General features: G+C 34.2%; 13 protein-coding genes. 10 read left to right on the plus strand and 3 right to left on the minus strand.

Annotated features, from left to right (window positions below; genetic code table 11):
• The 10 genes from OEW74_RS17285 to OEW74_RS17330 form a co-directional block, all read left to right on the plus strand.
• Positions 1-562: bacteriophage T4 gp5 trimerisation domain-containing protein (locus OEW74_RS17285; protein WP_416207913.1), on the plus strand; the 562-nt coding region annotated here is incomplete at its 5' end.
• A 3-nt stretch (positions 563-565) separates the two neighbouring features.
• Positions 566-2,341, plus strand: coding sequence for a hypothetical protein (locus OEW74_RS17290; protein ID WP_265429647.1), 1,776 nt, complete (start codon positions 566-568; stop codon positions 2,339-2,341).
• 386 nt (positions 2,342-2,727) lie between these two features.
• Positions 2,728-3,336 carry a hypothetical protein gene (locus OEW74_RS17295; protein WP_265429648.1) on the plus strand — a complete coding sequence of 203 codons (609 nt, stop codon included), beginning with the start codon at positions 2,728-2,730 and terminating at the stop codon, positions 3,334-3,336.
• A 90-nt stretch (positions 3,337-3,426) separates the two neighbouring features.
• On the plus strand, positions 3,427-4,401 hold the full coding sequence (locus OEW74_RS17300) for a hypothetical protein (RefSeq protein WP_265429649.1): 975 nt from the start codon (positions 3,427-3,429) through the stop codon (positions 4,399-4,401).
• Between the two features lie 24 nt (positions 4,402-4,425).
• Positions 4,426-4,893, plus strand: a complete 468-nt coding sequence (locus tag OEW74_RS17305; RefSeq protein ID WP_265429650.1) for a DUF4280 domain-containing protein — start codon at positions 4,426-4,428, stop codon at positions 4,891-4,893.
• Positions 4,890-7,754: a hypothetical protein gene (locus OEW74_RS17310; RefSeq protein WP_265429651.1), complete on the plus strand. Its 2,865-nt coding sequence runs from the start codon at positions 4,890-4,892 to the stop codon at positions 7,752-7,754. The genes OEW74_RS17305 and OEW74_RS17310 overlap by 4 nt, the downstream gene beginning before the upstream one ends.
• Positions 7,755-7,835: 81 nt before the next feature.
• Positions 7,836-8,741, plus strand: a complete 906-nt coding sequence (locus OEW74_RS17315) for a hypothetical protein (protein ID WP_265429652.1) — start codon at positions 7,836-7,838, stop codon at positions 8,739-8,741.
• A gap of 3 nt (positions 8,742-8,744) precedes the next feature.
• Complete coding sequence (locus OEW74_RS17320; protein WP_265429653.1) at positions 8,745-9,377, plus strand: hypothetical protein; 633 nt, start codon at positions 8,745-8,747, stop codon at positions 9,375-9,377.
• Positions 9,378-9,449: 72 nt separating this feature from the next.
• Positions 9,450-11,033 (plus strand): Na+/H+ antiporter, encoded by a 1,584-nt coding sequence (locus OEW74_RS17325; protein ID WP_265429654.1) that lies wholly within the window; start codon positions 9,450-9,452, stop codon positions 11,031-11,033.
• 17 nt (positions 11,034-11,050) lie between these two features.
• A complete protein-coding gene (locus OEW74_RS17330) occupies positions 11,051-11,302 on the plus strand; it encodes a hypothetical protein (protein WP_265429655.1) in 252 nt (83 codons plus the stop codon).
• Between the two features lie 93 nt (positions 11,303-11,395).
• On the opposite strand, the gene xylE is transcribed toward OEW74_RS17330, so the two are convergent.
• The 3 genes from xylE to OEW74_RS17345 all read right to left on the minus strand — a co-directional run bounded on the left by xylE (position 11,396) and on the right by OEW74_RS17345 (position 15,964).
• Positions 11,396-12,817 (minus strand): D-xylose transporter XylE, encoded by a 1,422-nt coding sequence (gene xylE, locus OEW74_RS17335; protein WP_265429656.1) that lies wholly within the window; start codon positions 12,815-12,817, stop codon positions 11,396-11,398.
• 123 nt (positions 12,818-12,940) lie between these two features.
• Positions 12,941-14,269, minus strand: a complete 1,329-nt coding sequence (xylA, locus tag OEW74_RS17340) for a xylose isomerase (RefSeq protein WP_265429657.1) — start codon at positions 14,267-14,269, stop codon at positions 12,941-12,943.
• Between the two features lie 204 nt (positions 14,270-14,473).
• Positions 14,474-15,964, minus strand: coding sequence for a xylulokinase (locus OEW74_RS17345; RefSeq protein ID WP_265429658.1), 1,491 nt, complete (start codon positions 15,962-15,964; stop codon positions 14,474-14,476).
• Positions 15,965-15,994: the final 30 nt, after the last annotated feature.

The following is a 15,994-nucleotide window of genomic DNA, read 5'->3' on the forward strand; positions in this document are numbered from 1 at the left end:
TCCTGACCGACCTTTCGTGATGGGCGGAATGTTTCATGGGGGAGTTGGATTAGGAGGCGGAATTAATAATCACATGAGATCCATCCAAACCAAAAGCGGAATTAAAGTTTTGATGAATGATGATGAAGGAAGTGTAAATATTATTGATCCGAGTGGCAATACCTATTTCATGGATGGAAAGGGAAATATTACGGTAACCTCACCAAAAAATATGACTTTCAATGTGGGAGAAAATTTAGATATCAAGGTGGGACAAAATATGAGCACTTCTGTAGGTGCAGACCAAAGTAATATTGTTGGTATGAACAAAACAGAAAGTATTACCATGAATAGCTCACAAAGTGTGGGAGCAGTGAAAAATGTGATGATCGGAGGAAATTTCATGACCAATGTTGTTGGGAAAATGATGGAGTTTATAAAAGGTAATAAAGAAAGTGAGGTTGAGCAGGATAGCCAGAAAGTAGTAAAAGGAGAAAGATTAATTCACAGTGAGAAGGATCATAAAATTCATTCTCAAACTGAAATTAATGGACAGGCCAACGAAAAAACTAATATGCATTAGGATATGTCAAACGATAATGTTGCGAAGATAAGTATCATAGAAGGTGATTCTATTGAGATCGTTAAAGGACAGCATACTGAGTATGTTGGTAAAATGACCTATTCTTCATCTAAAAAATTGATTGCAACAGCCGAAAATGGAAAACTTTTTGGGGATAATCCTGAAGATCCTCCTAAAAGAGAGGGAAGAATTATTGATATTGTGATGTTTGTAGCAGGAACTACAGATCCTGTAAATACGGAAGGAAAAAAACATCACGCTAATACAGCTTACTGGAAATATATTGATGAAAAAACAAAAAAAGAAACAGAGCAAAGTTTAAATAATCTATGGAATAATATTAAGAAACTTAAATTTCAATTTTTGGATCTGCATATTGAAGGTGAATTCTTCAGCTGGTCTGGTGACAATGATACTAAAGAAAGAACCGAAGCTTCTGAAAGGTTATTTGATCTATTATTGAGAGTATATTCCGGGTGGAAAAATCAGGAAGTACATTTACATTTAATTGGGCATTCGCACGGCGGTAATGTAATCAATCAATTTACAGAGCTTATTTCCAGTAAGGAGATGATAGCCAAATCTATTATTCTGAAACCTCGTAAGATCACTGAGTTTCCCAAATTATGGAAGGTTAAAAGTATTACTTATCTATCTACACCTTTTTTTCAAAAGAAGCATCAGCTGAATCATGGTAAATTACATAAAGACTGTAAAATCATTAATGTACATAATGATTATGATTTGACCCAACAATTGGTTGCTAATTTTAGTCTGAACAATTTGGAAGGTTTGCTGAAGTCTTTTAAAATGGAAAGATTTGAGAAAGGTATAAATATAGTGAAAGATGTAGATACTGATGCTGTTACAAAATACCTGAAAAGTTTTATTTGGCAGGATTTTAAAAATAAGGCAACGTTGGCATGGCAAGAAATGTCAAAAGCTTTTTTAGGATTTAATATTATCACTGCCGAATTTATCAAGTATATTAATTCTCTGAAAATCGAAAACTCTAACCTGCAAAAAGAAAAAGATTCTTTCGTCTCTCTTTTGAATAATCTTCAGCAATGGACCAATGATGTACATAAAAATTATACATCGATCAGTGGAGGTTATGACAAAGCAACGTGGGTGAAAAATATGAAGCTTACACAAGGGTTGAAAGTTTTAAATACTTTGTTTGCTATTAAGAGTGCACCAAAAGACAGTTATTTATTAAGTTTATTAGCAGGAGTATTTGGTGAAAGCAAAGGAATAACTGATAGTATTGATGAAACATTATGGTCTCCGAAAAAACAAACTAAAGGTTTAACTATTATAGATGTACCCATTTATGATAGCGATCCGTACAATTCCAGAAATAAGAAAAGTGAATTTGCTGCTTTTTTGAAAGGAGCACAAAATGCAGTACACAACCGCGAGTTAGAAGATATGCTGATGAGGTTATTTAGTCAGTTTATTAAGCCGCCCCAGTTGAAAAAAATAATCAGCTATGTAGATAATGCTGAATATGTTGTAACAGGAAATTTAGACAAAGAGCTTAAAATATTAAGAGGAAATCTGGAGATATATGATTCTTTTGTCACGAAATATTATGCAGGACTCGTTATACCAGAGGATGAAAAAAACTTTGATGATATCTTGAAAAGACCGGGTACTTTACCCTATTTGGCGACGGCATCTCATAGCTTAAGCCATACTCAATTGTGGGCAAAAGCGGAAGAAGGATTGAAAAGTGCATTCAGTTCAGGAAAAAATCCGGGTTATAAAAAGAAATAAATATGGAAAATAAAAGAAATATTACAGTAAGTTTATTTATCTATGTTTTATGTACGATTATTTTATCCTGCTGGTATATCATACTGCATAGATATGAAGAATTAATAAACGTAAAAAGTATAATTAAAGTTGTTTTAAATGTTGGTCTCATTGGAGCGACTGTTCCCGCCATAATATTCTCACTGATATATTATTTATTGAAAAAGATATCAAATAAACTATTACTTACATTTCTGATATTTATTTTATTCATTTTCTTAATATTTTCAGTGTATTGGATTACCGTTAATATGGTTTTCTATCATATTGGTGATGCTAAATCCTTTTTACAATCATTGTCGGAAATATTCTGAGTGTAAAGTTTTATGATTAAAAACAAAAGAACTATGAAAAAATTGTCGCAGTATATCGTTTTACTTCTTCTTTTAGCAAACGCTAATGTATTTGCACAGAAAACGGTTAATAAAGGCAATTACACATATCAAGTTCAAAAAGAAGTGGGAGATTTGAATAATGACAAACAAAATGACAAAGTGATGGTGGAAATGGATATCGAAGACGAAACGCAACCATCGAGAGTACAAATATTCCTTTCACAACCCAATAAGAAACTTCAAATGGTGGTTTCTTCTACAAAAATTATTGAGGAGCAATACCCTAGCCGTAAAAATGGAAAATATAGTGGCAATAATGTTCCGGATTTTTTTATTGAAAATGGAAAATTAATAATGCTAACAGATATCGATAACCGAAAAAGCAGTTATGAATTTAGGTTGAATAAAAATAATTTTGAATTGGTTAAAATATCAAGGGTATTATGGGACGGAAAAGCCACCACTTTTCAAACGGAAATAGATTTAATAAAAGGGACTAAAACACAATATGACTTAGATTTTGGTCCAAGCAAAAAAAATATAAAAAACACTAAATTAAAACCAATCAAGACCTTGCCTAAAATACAGGATTTAAGTTTTTCTGATTTAGAAGAATATTAATTATACTTTGTATTCTGAATTAAATAAAGCATCTGTTGATAAAAACTAATAAATATAAATGATAACGAAGAATTGGGGGAAACAATTGAAATGAAAGACTCGGTGATAAATGAATATAAGAAGGTTAAAGTAGAAGGAATTTTAAACCTTAAAGAATTTTCCGCAGAATATGAAATGACTCCGGAAGAGTTTTTGAATTTTCATAATAGACACTGCAGTTTTCAGGAGTTATTGACGCTGTCTCTACCAAAATATGTAGAATACGTTTATGTTCCGTTTGATAAGTTTGAGACAAGAAATCAGAAATTACTGAAAAGTTCAACATTAAATCTTCCGTCTGTTTCCAGTGAGAAAGTTTATGGAGTCGTTATCAAATTCCTCCCAAAAAATCTTCAGATCCACTACAGAATAAAGATAAAAAGAACTCCATTTCATTTGGAGCTGACCAAGGAAAAAACTTACGTAAACAATCAGGAAATTGATAAAGTTATAGAACAGTTATTTGAAAAAGCAGAACAGGTTTTATATCCGTTACAGATTTCAGTAAAGAAAAATGGTGGGCTTGAAAATATTATCAACCATGAAGAAATTGCTAAACGCTGGAAAGCAGATTGTCTTCCAAAAATGAAAGATTATTATCAGTCTGAAACTACAGATCAGATTTTGACGCAAATAGATAAGGCGTATTCAAATCTTAATCTGAAAAAAGAAATGTTTGAAAGAAATATTTTTTATAAACTGTTCTTTTTGCCTGTTTACGGGAGCTATCCGCAATTTTTTAAAAAAGATTTTCTACAGGTCTATTTTTCGGGTTTAGCACAGGAAATTGGATATGAGACAGAATTGGTATTGAATAAAGAATATACAAAAGGAGGTAAGATAGCATTAAAAATAACAGGAAATGAAGAAGAAAATCTGTTTAATAAAAACAGAAAAAAAGGAGAAGTAGATCTTCTGTATAAATTAAATAAAGAAACCGGAGAGATATTTTCAATCAACGGTTATCTTTCAACATTTGAGAAAAACACCGAATATAAAATTGATTTTCAGTTATACGAACAGTAGATCTGAGAAAAAATACAAAATACTATGAGTGAAAAACATTTAGTTTGTCATGGAGCTACCTGCCAATGTAAGTTTGGTACAACTCCTGATAAACTTACCGTAAAAACACAAAGCAAACGTTACATTAATGAGAATGGGCGCAAAAAGCTTATGGCTACTCATGTAGATATTGGACCTACCTTCGAGAAAAATACCTTCGGATCTTGCAAAAAAATGAATAACAATCCTTGTCAGGCGGTTGTTACTCAATGGAGTGGTTTTTATGAAAAAATTATTTTGGAGGATAATCAGGGCAAAGCATTGTTAGAAGACAGCAAGGCAACCTGTCCTATAGGAGGTCCGGATTGTATTGAGATTATCAATCACGGGCAAACGGCGGAAGCATCTGCACAAAATATGAAGAATGCGGATAAGGAAGTTTTGGTTGAAATGATACCTTTTGTTGATTTCCTTGATGAAGAAAGTCTAATTCATTTAAATGTACTGTCATGAATAATCCAAAAATAAAAATTTATCCTCAAATAACAGATAAATATGATGCAGGAACCGGGTACATTCTTGTTGATCCAACAAAAGAGGGAAAGTCTTCCATAAAAGCAGAAATCGAAAACTGGGATAAGCTGGAAGTAGAGGAGCAAAAAAATTTAGCCTGGGTCTGGAGTATTTGTAATAATAAACCAAATTTTCAGGAAAATGCATACAATCCAGATTTAGGCATAGGAAAAGGTAAAGAACATAGCTTGAGCTTTACAAAAATCTATTGGGGAGGCATAGGATGGCTTGAACCTTACATTCATGGTAAGTCTAAACCCACGAATAGTACTAAAAATGGAGTATTTGTACAGGTTAAAACGACCCCAAAAGTTCTTGGATATGAATGGAGAGAATATGATGCTGGTAATGACGGGGCGGTTATTAATAGAGAGGTAAAATATGGCGAAACAATTCAGCTTCATATTTATACTGATGGATTATTTGGTGAAGATATAGAAATATTGCTGTTTGATGATAAAAATAAAGCTGAAGACCTACCCATGCACGAGAAAGAAGATGGAAAATGGAAAAAAGAAGAGGAACGTCTGGAACTTGAGAAAATTGATAAAAATAAACTTCCCAATTCATTTTCCAGAATATTAAGAGAAGTAGGTGTATTTGTCTCTAAAAATAAACCCGTTTTTCAAACAATTAATAGTGAACTAAAAAATGGTATCAATTATCAAAAGTGTATCACTAATATTTATGTAGATCCTGTCTGGAGTTTCTATGCTAATTCTGAAAATAATAAATTTAATAAAAATTCAATTAAGCTAAAAGCATCCATCTTTTTTTCAGACAAAGAATTGGTCTGTAATAAGAATAGTATTACATTATTAGGGCTTAGTAATGATGTTTCGTTTCTTAAACCCGAAGGAAATAAAGTGGCCATTGTAGGAGAGGTTCAGACAAATTATGCCAATTTTTTACCTTGTGGCTATTCAGAAATACATGGTAAGTACAAAAAAAACGAAGAAGAAGTAGATATACAGGTATTTCCTCTGAAAGATAATCCAAATCCCACACAATTAGTTTTTCCTATTGTTGCAGGAGTAGACAAAATGAGAAAAGAGCTAACTGTTGAATTAAAAGATGTTCGCTCCAATGATTGTTTACATGAAGGAAAGTTAAGGCATACAGGAAAAGTAATAGATATATCAAAAATAGAATCATTACTGAAACCGGATAATACAACAAGAAAAAGGCAGTGGAGACTTGCACAAAGTTCTGAAATATTTAGCGGTGGGGAAGCACAAACTAAAAAAGAAGAAGATAAAAGTAAGCTGACACAGGCAATCACTTTAATTGACGGAGGAAAAAAATTAAAGATGCAATCGGGGTTTAAAATATTAGAAAATTATTATCCTTTCGAGTATCAACCTCCTACAGATGAATTGCTTAAGATGAAATTGGGTTATGATTATACTTGGGGTAATACAGTTAACCCGCTTAGTGGTTTAATAGGAACAATTTGGCCTAACAGTGGAATTGCAGTTCAGAAATATCCAATTGGTTTAAATACATGTGCATTTCGTACACCGTTATATATTGCTGTTTATCCGGATACAAAATGGACGCTTCAAATTGCTTATAACTATGATGGGAAAGAATTCAATGAACTAAGAGAAGAATATCACGAAACCTGGAAGTTAAAGGAACTTGAGGCAGATGAACGAATCAATCAGCTAAAAGAGCAACGGCAAGGTAATATATCCGGCAGTAAAAAGAAAAAAAACAAAAGGAAAATTCAGCAGGCTTCTCAGGAAAGAAGCAGGGCTCGAAAAAATAATTCTGTTCGAAGCCAGGCAAAGAATCTTATGCAAAAAGCACATGGAACACTTGATGCTGAGTATAATTTGATTTGTGAGTTCGACAGACCTTATGCTGCATTAAATTTCAGTTCAGAATTTCTTAAAGCAAAAGAATTTCTTCATAAAATTGTAAGCTTAAAAGAGCTTATTGAAAAAATTGTAAAAGGTAATAATACAGAAACTACAAGAAGCTCTCCGACAGGTAATGCAACTATTACAAATCGTAAAGCTAAGTTGCAGGAACTGATGAACAAGAGAGGAGGAGAAAAGAAAAGTAACTGGAGTTTTGAGCTTACTCCTCCGAAAGTTGGTCTTTCTGTAAGCTGGTGTGCAGAAGCTGCAGCAGATTTAAAAAGCCCGGAAATGGGAACTTTAATTGAAGGTGCAATTGATTTAAATCCTCTTTTTGGAATCGAAGCAAAATATGATCTGTATCAATTATTATATAAGATCAAACATCCTGTTGTTCTTGCTGTTGTTGCTATCTTAGATGTTTTAGACGAAGCATTGGGAGATAATTTTGATATTAATTTAGATTTAATTATTAACAGTGAAATTTTTGGATCTTTAAAAGGAAGTATCAATACAGCTTCTGGTAGTAACTTTACCAACAGATTGATGAAAGATGATGATGGAAGCCCATGCAAGTTTGGAGGAAAAGTTTCAATTGCCATTAAAGGATATTTACAGGCTAATGGAAGTATGAAAGTTTTTGTTTTCTGGAAGTCTAAAGCTTATCTGGAAGCAAGTGTAGAAGTGAAAAGCGGAATAGCCTTAGAGTTTGTTACAAAAGCAGATACCCACAGTATTTATGTGGAACCTGAAGTAAAATTTGAAGGATTATTACTAGAAGCAAATGTTAGTTTAGGATTTGTTGCAGACGATGCAGGAACAGACAATATCAGTGAACTGAAAGAAAAAGATGGAATACACTATACTGCAGATGGGAAAATAGTAGTATTAGACCCTTATACATGGAAAACAGGTTGGAAATTACCTATAATATAAAAAATAATGACAAAGTTTATATTCACATTATTATTGACAGCAAGCCTCATAAGCTGTGCACAGGAATCAAAAGATAAAACAATGACAACACAACAACGAATAGAATATTTTTCCGGCAAAGTTCAAAAATTTGAAAAAGAGCCACTTTATCAACTCGATATTCAGTCTGTTTATAATTTCAGAGTCTTGGTAAACGGAAACCCTGTATATTCTAATTTTGATAAAATTCCGGGAGCAGCAAAAGTTAATATCAATTCTTCTATTTTAAAGAGCGGGAAACAAAGTATTGAAATTGAATTGTATCCTGGATATGATAATAACGGAGTACAGAAACCGTATCTTGGAAATGGTGAAAATTTTGTACTAAAAGTCGAAAAAACAGGATGGAATAAAGATGGGTCATTGCAGACTCCGGAAGAGGTTGCTGAGTTTAGAAATGACGATCAGGGGATTGACTACTCAAAATTAGCGGAATACAAGACAAAGGTTAGCTTTAATGCCTCAGTTCCTTATAATCTTACAGGATGGGAGAATGGAGAAGACCTTTCTAAATTAAACCAAAAAGAATTAGAAACAAAGGTTGTCAATTTTTATAAAAATATGGCTTCAGCTTTCAAAGAAAAAAATTATGATTATCTGAATACGGTATTTTTAAATGCTGATAATGAATGGTATCAGGCAGAATATTTTCCAAAAGATGTGATTGCAAAGTTTCAGTCTACTAAGGGCAGAAAAGCTAAATCTGTTTCTACAACTCGTGCAGAATCTGATACTTATTCACAAAATATTTACCCCATCGAAAATTATGTAATGAAATTTTATGGTAATAACAGAATGGTAAGGCTAGAACCTAAAGAAGGCTTTAATCGTGGAGAATCTTTACTGGGATATGAAGATATTGATAAATCTGGAATGAATAGAAAGACATTTATAGATATGGTATTATATATTCCAAAAGGAACGCAAAGCTTGCAAATCATCAGATAATACATGTTTAATAAAAATAAGAAGCTGGAAAGCGACCTCAAAAAAGTTAGAGAACAATATCAGGAAAATAAAAAAAAAGCAATGCATTTAACAAAATCTGCACTAATGCAGATGGTTGTCAATTTGTTATGGGCTGGTTTTAATATGTATATGTTCCTGGAAAACAAGAATGAAGAAAAATCTTCATTCTTTAACTTTTGGGTAATGTTTTTTTTACTTTTAATGAATATTCCTTTATTTATCTATAAGGAAAACGAAAGAGAAAGTAAAAACAGGTTTGTAGCTATTTACTTTTTTTGTGCATTATTAGTATTTACTCTATTTCCATTCTTTATATCATATAATCTCCCCATGGCATTTACTTTAGCTTCATGGCTTCCCAATTATATCTATTCCTATTCAATAAAAGATAAAAAAGTGATAGATAGTCTGAAGGGAAATACGGTTAGTTTTATATTCTTTTGGGTAGCAGTTTTGGTAATCAGTATCATAATCAGTATTTCTGGGCATTCTTTTGGAATTGAATCATTTCCCAAGGGATACAATTATGGGTATTTAATTAATGTAGTGTATAATTTATTTTTTATACTATCAGTTTATTATTCAAATCGATATAGAAGCATTTCTGGGGAATAATAAAGTGAGTATCGACTAGATTTATGAAGCTAAAAAAATGCTATGTTTGTATCTTAAAGCACAAATAATATCATGCACAGTCTTTTACCTTTTCTGTTAGCAATGGTTGCAGTCATCGTTGTTTTAAACATGTTTGCTGCCAAACTCAAAATTGCTTATCCTATTTTATTGGTTGTTGGAGGTTTGATCATCAGTTTTATTCCGGGATTACCAGTTATAAAAATTGATCCGGATCTTATCTTTTTTATATTTCTTCCGCCGTTATTATGTGACGCAGCTTGGAATATTTCTTTTAAAGAAATGATGAAATGGTGGCGTATTATTGGGAGTTTTGCTTTTCTGGTCGTATTTTTTACCGCTTTATCAGTGGCATTAATTACCAATTATTTTATACCAGGATTTACAATTGCTTTAGGGTTTTTACTTGGCGGGATCGTTTCTCCACCAGATGCCGTGAGTACAGGAGCGATTACTAAATTTGTGAAAATTCCAAAATCTACTTCTACCATTCTTGAAGGCGAAAGTTTGTTGAATGATGCCTCATCATTGATCATTTTCCGATTCGCTTTGGTGGCGGTAGGAACAGGTCAGTTTATTTGGATGGACGCAACGATGAGTTTCTTTTGGATGGTCATTGGCGGTGTTGGTATTGGCTTGCTTTTGGGATGGCTTTTTGTAAAGGCACACAAATTTCTTCCAACTGATGCGCCTTCTGATATTGCATTAACGATCATTGAACCATATCTGATGTATTGGATCGCAGAGCAGTTTCACAGTTCAGGCGTTTTGGCGGTTGTTGCCGGTGGACTTTTTATGTCGGCAAGACGATTAAAATTCTTAAACAGTACAAGCCGGATCCATGCATACAGTGTTTGGGAAAGTCTGATATTTATTCTGAATGGTGTAGTTTTCCTCATCATTGGATTAGAACTTCCTGAAATTGTAGATGGACTTAAGGAAGATCATATTCCATTGGGAACCGCTATCGGTTATGGTGTTTTAGTAACAGGAATTCTGATTGCTGCAAGAATGATTAGCTCTTATGCAGCATTAATTTCTACGATGATTTTTCGTCCAAGTGTACAACCTCATGCATCTTCAAGAACACGCCGTTGGATGATGCCACTTTTATTAGGTTGGACAGGAATGCGGGGCGTGGTTTCGTTGGCTGCAGCATTGGCAATTCCTGTGACTTTAGATAATGGTGAAGCTTTTCCGCATAGAAATTTAATTCTCTTTATTACGTTTGTCGTGATTTTGCTAACTCTTTTAGTTCAGGGGCTTACGCTTCCTTATTTTATCAAACGGACTCGGTTTTTTGATGATGTTTTCAAAGAAGAATCTGAAGAATTAACAAAACAAAAATTAAAGAAAGACCTGAAACAACATGTTTATCATTTTCTTAAAGCCAAGTATGAAAACGAATTGAAAGACCATGCAGGTTTAGAGATTTTCCTAAGACATTGGGAAGAACGTGCAAAAGCCGCCGACGACAGTTGGATGAATGAGAAAACAAAACTTATCTTTATAGAAATGCTCGAAACCCAGCGTGAATATCTTTCAGAGCTTAATAAAGATCCGAAAATTAATGAAGAAATGATCCGTCAGCAATTATTCCAAATCGATCTTGAAGAAGAACGGTTAAGAATGATTTAATTCTAAAAATTATCTCGATGTCACAAAACAATAAAATTTTAAAGAAAATAGGAGCAGAGTTTTTAATGGGTATTTTCGGTGCTTTAGGGACTCATGTTGAGACAAAAGTTGGATTAGGTGTTTTTTTATTAATTGTAGGTTTAGGAATTTTATTGAGTCCAAAAACCCAAGACATAGATTATTTTTCACAATGTTTGGTTGGAGTAATATTAATTGTGATGGCATTAATTTTATTTATTTGGAGAATTAAACAACTTAAAAAAAAATGAAAATATTGAATGAAGTAATTTTAAATTGATTAAAAAAGAGCACCGAAAAAACTCGATGCCCCACACAAATTAATTATAAAACTGAAGTATATTTTATTTTTTCCAAATCTTTTCGATCTCTTCCAAAGATTTACCTTTGGTTTCCGGAACCCATTTCCAGACAAAGATCAATGATAAAACACTCATCACCCCGTAAAATCCGTAGGTAAATGCTCCGCTGAATTCCATCATGAAAGGATAGGTTGATGATATTAAATAATTCGCTGCCCATTGTGCTGCAACGGCAATCGCAATTGCACTTCCTCTGATTTTATTGGGGAAAATTTCTGAAATTAAAACCCAGCAAATTGGTCCCCAAGACATCATAAATGAAGCCGTGTAAACGATGATAAATACCAAAGTGGCAATTCCTATGATTTGATAATAAGATAAAATAGCAATCGCAAACATTCCAATCGCCATTCCTACTGAACCTATAATTAACAAAGGCTTTCTTCCCCATTTATCCACTGTAAAAATGGCAATAACGGTAAATATTACATTCACCAATCCCATCACAACGGTTTGCAACATCGAAGAATCTTTGTGAACACCCATGCTTTCGAAAATTCTAGGAGCGTAGTACAATGCAACATTAATTCCCACGAATTGTTGGAAAACAGAAAGTAAAATTCCAATCACGATTACAGTTTTTCCGAAGGCAAAAATTTCACTTTTATGCTCAACGACGGTGCTTTTTATTTCAGAGAAAATTTCTTTTCCTCGCGCTTCTCCGTTGATTTTGGTTAAAATTTTCAGTGCTTCCGCATCTTTATTAATAAAAGTCAGATAACGCGGAGTTTCAGGAACGAAAAACAGTAAAATTCCAAATAGGGCAGAAGGAATTGTCAGCGATAAAAACATATATCGCCATCCAATTTCGTTAATCCATTCTACGGTTTGTCCGCTTGCGATTCCCCAATTCACAAAATAAACGACCAACATTCCAAAAATAATGGCAAACTGATTTAAGGAAACCAATTTTCCACGTATTTCAGCCGGTGCAATTTCACCAATGTACATCGGACAAACCGCTGAAGCGAGTCCTACACCAATTCCACCGATAATTCTATAGAAATTAAAAGCCAGCAAAACACCCATTGAATGTTCGCCGTGTTTGAAGAATAAAAATTCAGGATAGGCCGCTCCCAAAGCACTGATGAAGAACAAAAATGCGGAAAGCATTAATGATCTTTTTCTTCCCAGTTTAGTTGAGATCATCCCGGAAATAGCACCACCGATGATACATCCGATCAGTGCGCTCGAAATGGTCGCTCCGTGCGCTAATGAGCTCAATCCCAAAGGTATAATCAGATATTCCTGAATCGATTTTTCGGCTCCGGAAATTACTGCGGTGTCGTATCCAAACAAAAGTCCTCCCAAAGTGGCGACCAATGTGAGTACGGTAACGTACAGCATATTGATCTGAGCCTTTGTTCCTGAAGAATAGTTAGGACCAGAATCTATTATTTGCATAGTTTGATTTTTAAATGTTAAAAGTTTTGTTTAAACACGAATTACACTAATTTTTTTTCACAAATGACACTAATAAATCTGTGATATTCGTGCAAGATATTTGTGATATTCGTGTTTAAAAAATTATAAATATTGATTGATTAAGCTCTCAAGATATTCCTGTTTTCCGCTTTCTCTACCAACTTCTCCCAAACCTTGAGCATAAGTTGCAAGATCTGTTAAAGAAAGATTTCCGTCTTCGAAATCCTTTCCTTTTCCACTGTCAAAAGAAGAATATCTATTGGTTCTGATTTCAGAATATTTTGATTTTTCTAAAATTTTATCAGCAGCTAAGAATGATCTCGCAAAATTGTCCATTCCACTGATGTGAGCGATGAAAATATCTTCCAAATCGGTTGAGTTTCTTCTGATTTTCGCATCGAAATTCACACCTCCACCTTGAAAACCTCCAGCCTGAATGATCACCAACATCGCCTGAGTCATTTCATATAGATCAACCGGGAATTGGTCTGTATCCCAACCGTTTTGGTAATCACCTCTGTTCGCATCGATGCTTCCCAAAACATTATTGTCAGCCGCAACTTGCAGTTCGTGCTCAAAAGTATGTTGTGCTAAAGTCGCGTGGTTGACTTCAAGATTTAATTTAAAATCATTCAATAGATCGTACTGACGAAGGAAATTCAAACAAGTTGCAGCATCGAAGTCATATTGGTGTTTTGTTGGTTCCATTGGTTTTGGTTCGATGAAAAAAGTCCCTTTGAAACCTTGAGCTCTTGCGTAGTCTTTGGCCAAATGTAAAAATTTTGCCATATGTTCCTGTTCACGTTTCATGTTGGTGTTCAGTAAAGACATATAACCTTCACGACCGCCCCAGAAAACATAATTTTCTCCGCCTAATTTAATCGTTGCATCCAAAGCATTTTTCACTTGACCTCCTGCGTAAGCCAAAACATCAAATGAAGGATTGGTTGCTGCACCGTTCATAAATCTTGGGTTTGAAAAACAGTTGGATGTTCCCCAAAGTAATTTTACACCGGAAGCAGCTTGTTTCTCTTTAGCGTAATCGGTGATGAATTCTAATCTTTTTGTAGATCCTGTAAAATCATCTGCCTCGTCGATCAAATCATAATCGTGGAAACAGTAATAAGGAACGCCCAGTTTTGTGAAAAATTCGAAAGCAGCATCCATTTTTTCAGTCGCTCTTTGTTTTGCATCAGAAGCGGTTAACCAGTCAAATTGCTGAGTTCCTGCTCCGAACGGATCTCCACCGGTTGCGCAGAACGTATGCCAATAAGCTGAGGCAAATTTGAAATATTCTTTCATCGTTTTTCCACGAACCACCAAATTCTCATCATAAAACTTGAACGCTAACGGGTTGTCTGATTCTCTTCCCTCAAACTTGATTTTTTCTATTCCTTTGAAATATTCTTTGTTTCCTAATGTAACTGACATATTATATATTTTAATTTTTATTGATTTTTTGAATTTATCTTTTAGTTTTTATTTGGGCAGCTGTTCCGCCTTCCACTCCCAATCTTTTGTTCGTCGTTCCTCCTCGCAAAAGGATTTCCGTTCAAGTCGGGCTGCGAATTTATCTCATCGTTTAAAATGAATCGCTAACAATTGAATGTAAAGCTAAAAGCCAATTGCCATTCGCTAATAGCTAGTAATTACTTGCTCTAGTTTTGTTTTCCACTTCGCATAGCTTTCTTTGTACTGATCCATATTTTTAAAATCAGGAATGTAGGTGGTGGTAATATCTTTTTCTGTTAAAATATCGTTGAGCGTATCAAATGCTTCTGCTCCGATCGCTGCTGCTCTTGCTGCTCCGGTAGAACCTGTTGTATCAAAAATTCTTATTTCAGTATCTAATAAAGATGCAATCGATTGCGCAAACAAAGAAGAACGAAATAAATTATCACCTCCGGCTTTAATAATACCTTTTTGAAGACCATCATTCATCAGAATTTCAGTTCCATAAACGAAGGAGTAGGCGATGCCTTCCAATCCTGCTCTGAAAAGATGAACGCTTTTGTGACGGTTAAAATTCACATTATAGGTAGAAGAACCAATATCTTTATTTTTTAAAACTCTTTCGGCTCCATTTCCAAAAGGTAAAACGATGATTCCGTCTGAGCCGATTGGAATTTGTGATGCCAAATCATTCAGTTCCTGATAAGAATGTCTTTTTTGGTCAACCTGATGTCTCAACCAGCTGTACTGAATTCCTGCCCCATTTAAACAAAGCATTTTCCCGATTCTTGGCTTTTCCTGAGTATGGTTAATGTGTGCAAAATTGTTTACTCGCACAGATTCTTTAGAATGAATATTATCTGTTACACCATAAACAACTCCGGAAGTTCCACCCGTTGCGGCAATTTCTCCGGGATTCATTACGTTTAAAGACAAAGCATTATTTGGCTGATCTCCCGCTCTGTATAAAATAGGAATTCCTTCTGGTAAGCCACTTTCTTCAGCTCCCTGTTTTGAAACGACACATTGCTCCGTAAAATTATCAACCACTTTTGAAACCAATGATTCATCAATTCCCCAATGATTTAACAATGTTTTTGAAGGCTGGTGTTTTTGAAAATCCCAAAGTACACCTTCAGAAAGTCCGGTAACTGTTGTTGTTGCTTCACCGCTTAATTTCAATGCAATAAAATCTCCGGGAAGCATAAATTTCCAGATCTTTTCATATACTTCGGGCTCGTTCTCTTTTACCCATTTTAATTTTGAAGCAGTGAAATTTCCTGGAGAATTAAGGAGTTTATCCATACAAACTTTTTCACCCAGATCATTGAAAGCCTGGTCACCAGTTTCTACAGCACGACTGTCGCACCAAATAATTGACGGACGAAGAATCTGTTTATCTTTTCCCAACAAAACCAAACCGTGCATTTGGTAAGAAATACCTATTCCTTTGATCTCGTTTTTATCGATATGACTTTCAGCAATTACTTTTTGAGTTAAAATTCTGAGATTTTGCCACCATTGTTCCGGATCTTGTTCTGCCCAACCGATCTTTGGAGAATCAATAGACATCTCTGTTTCCGGATATTTTGCATGAGCGATCACTTTGCCCTGTTCATCTACGATAGAAGCCTTTATCGATGAGCTTCCAACATCATATCCTATAAACTTCATTAATGAATTAATAATTGTTAACCTTTAAAT

It is taken from the genome of Chryseobacterium sp. YIM B08800 (genome assembly GCF_026163565.1).
Classification (GTDB): Bacteria; Bacteroidota; Bacteroidia; order Flavobacteriales; family Weeksellaceae; genus Chryseobacterium.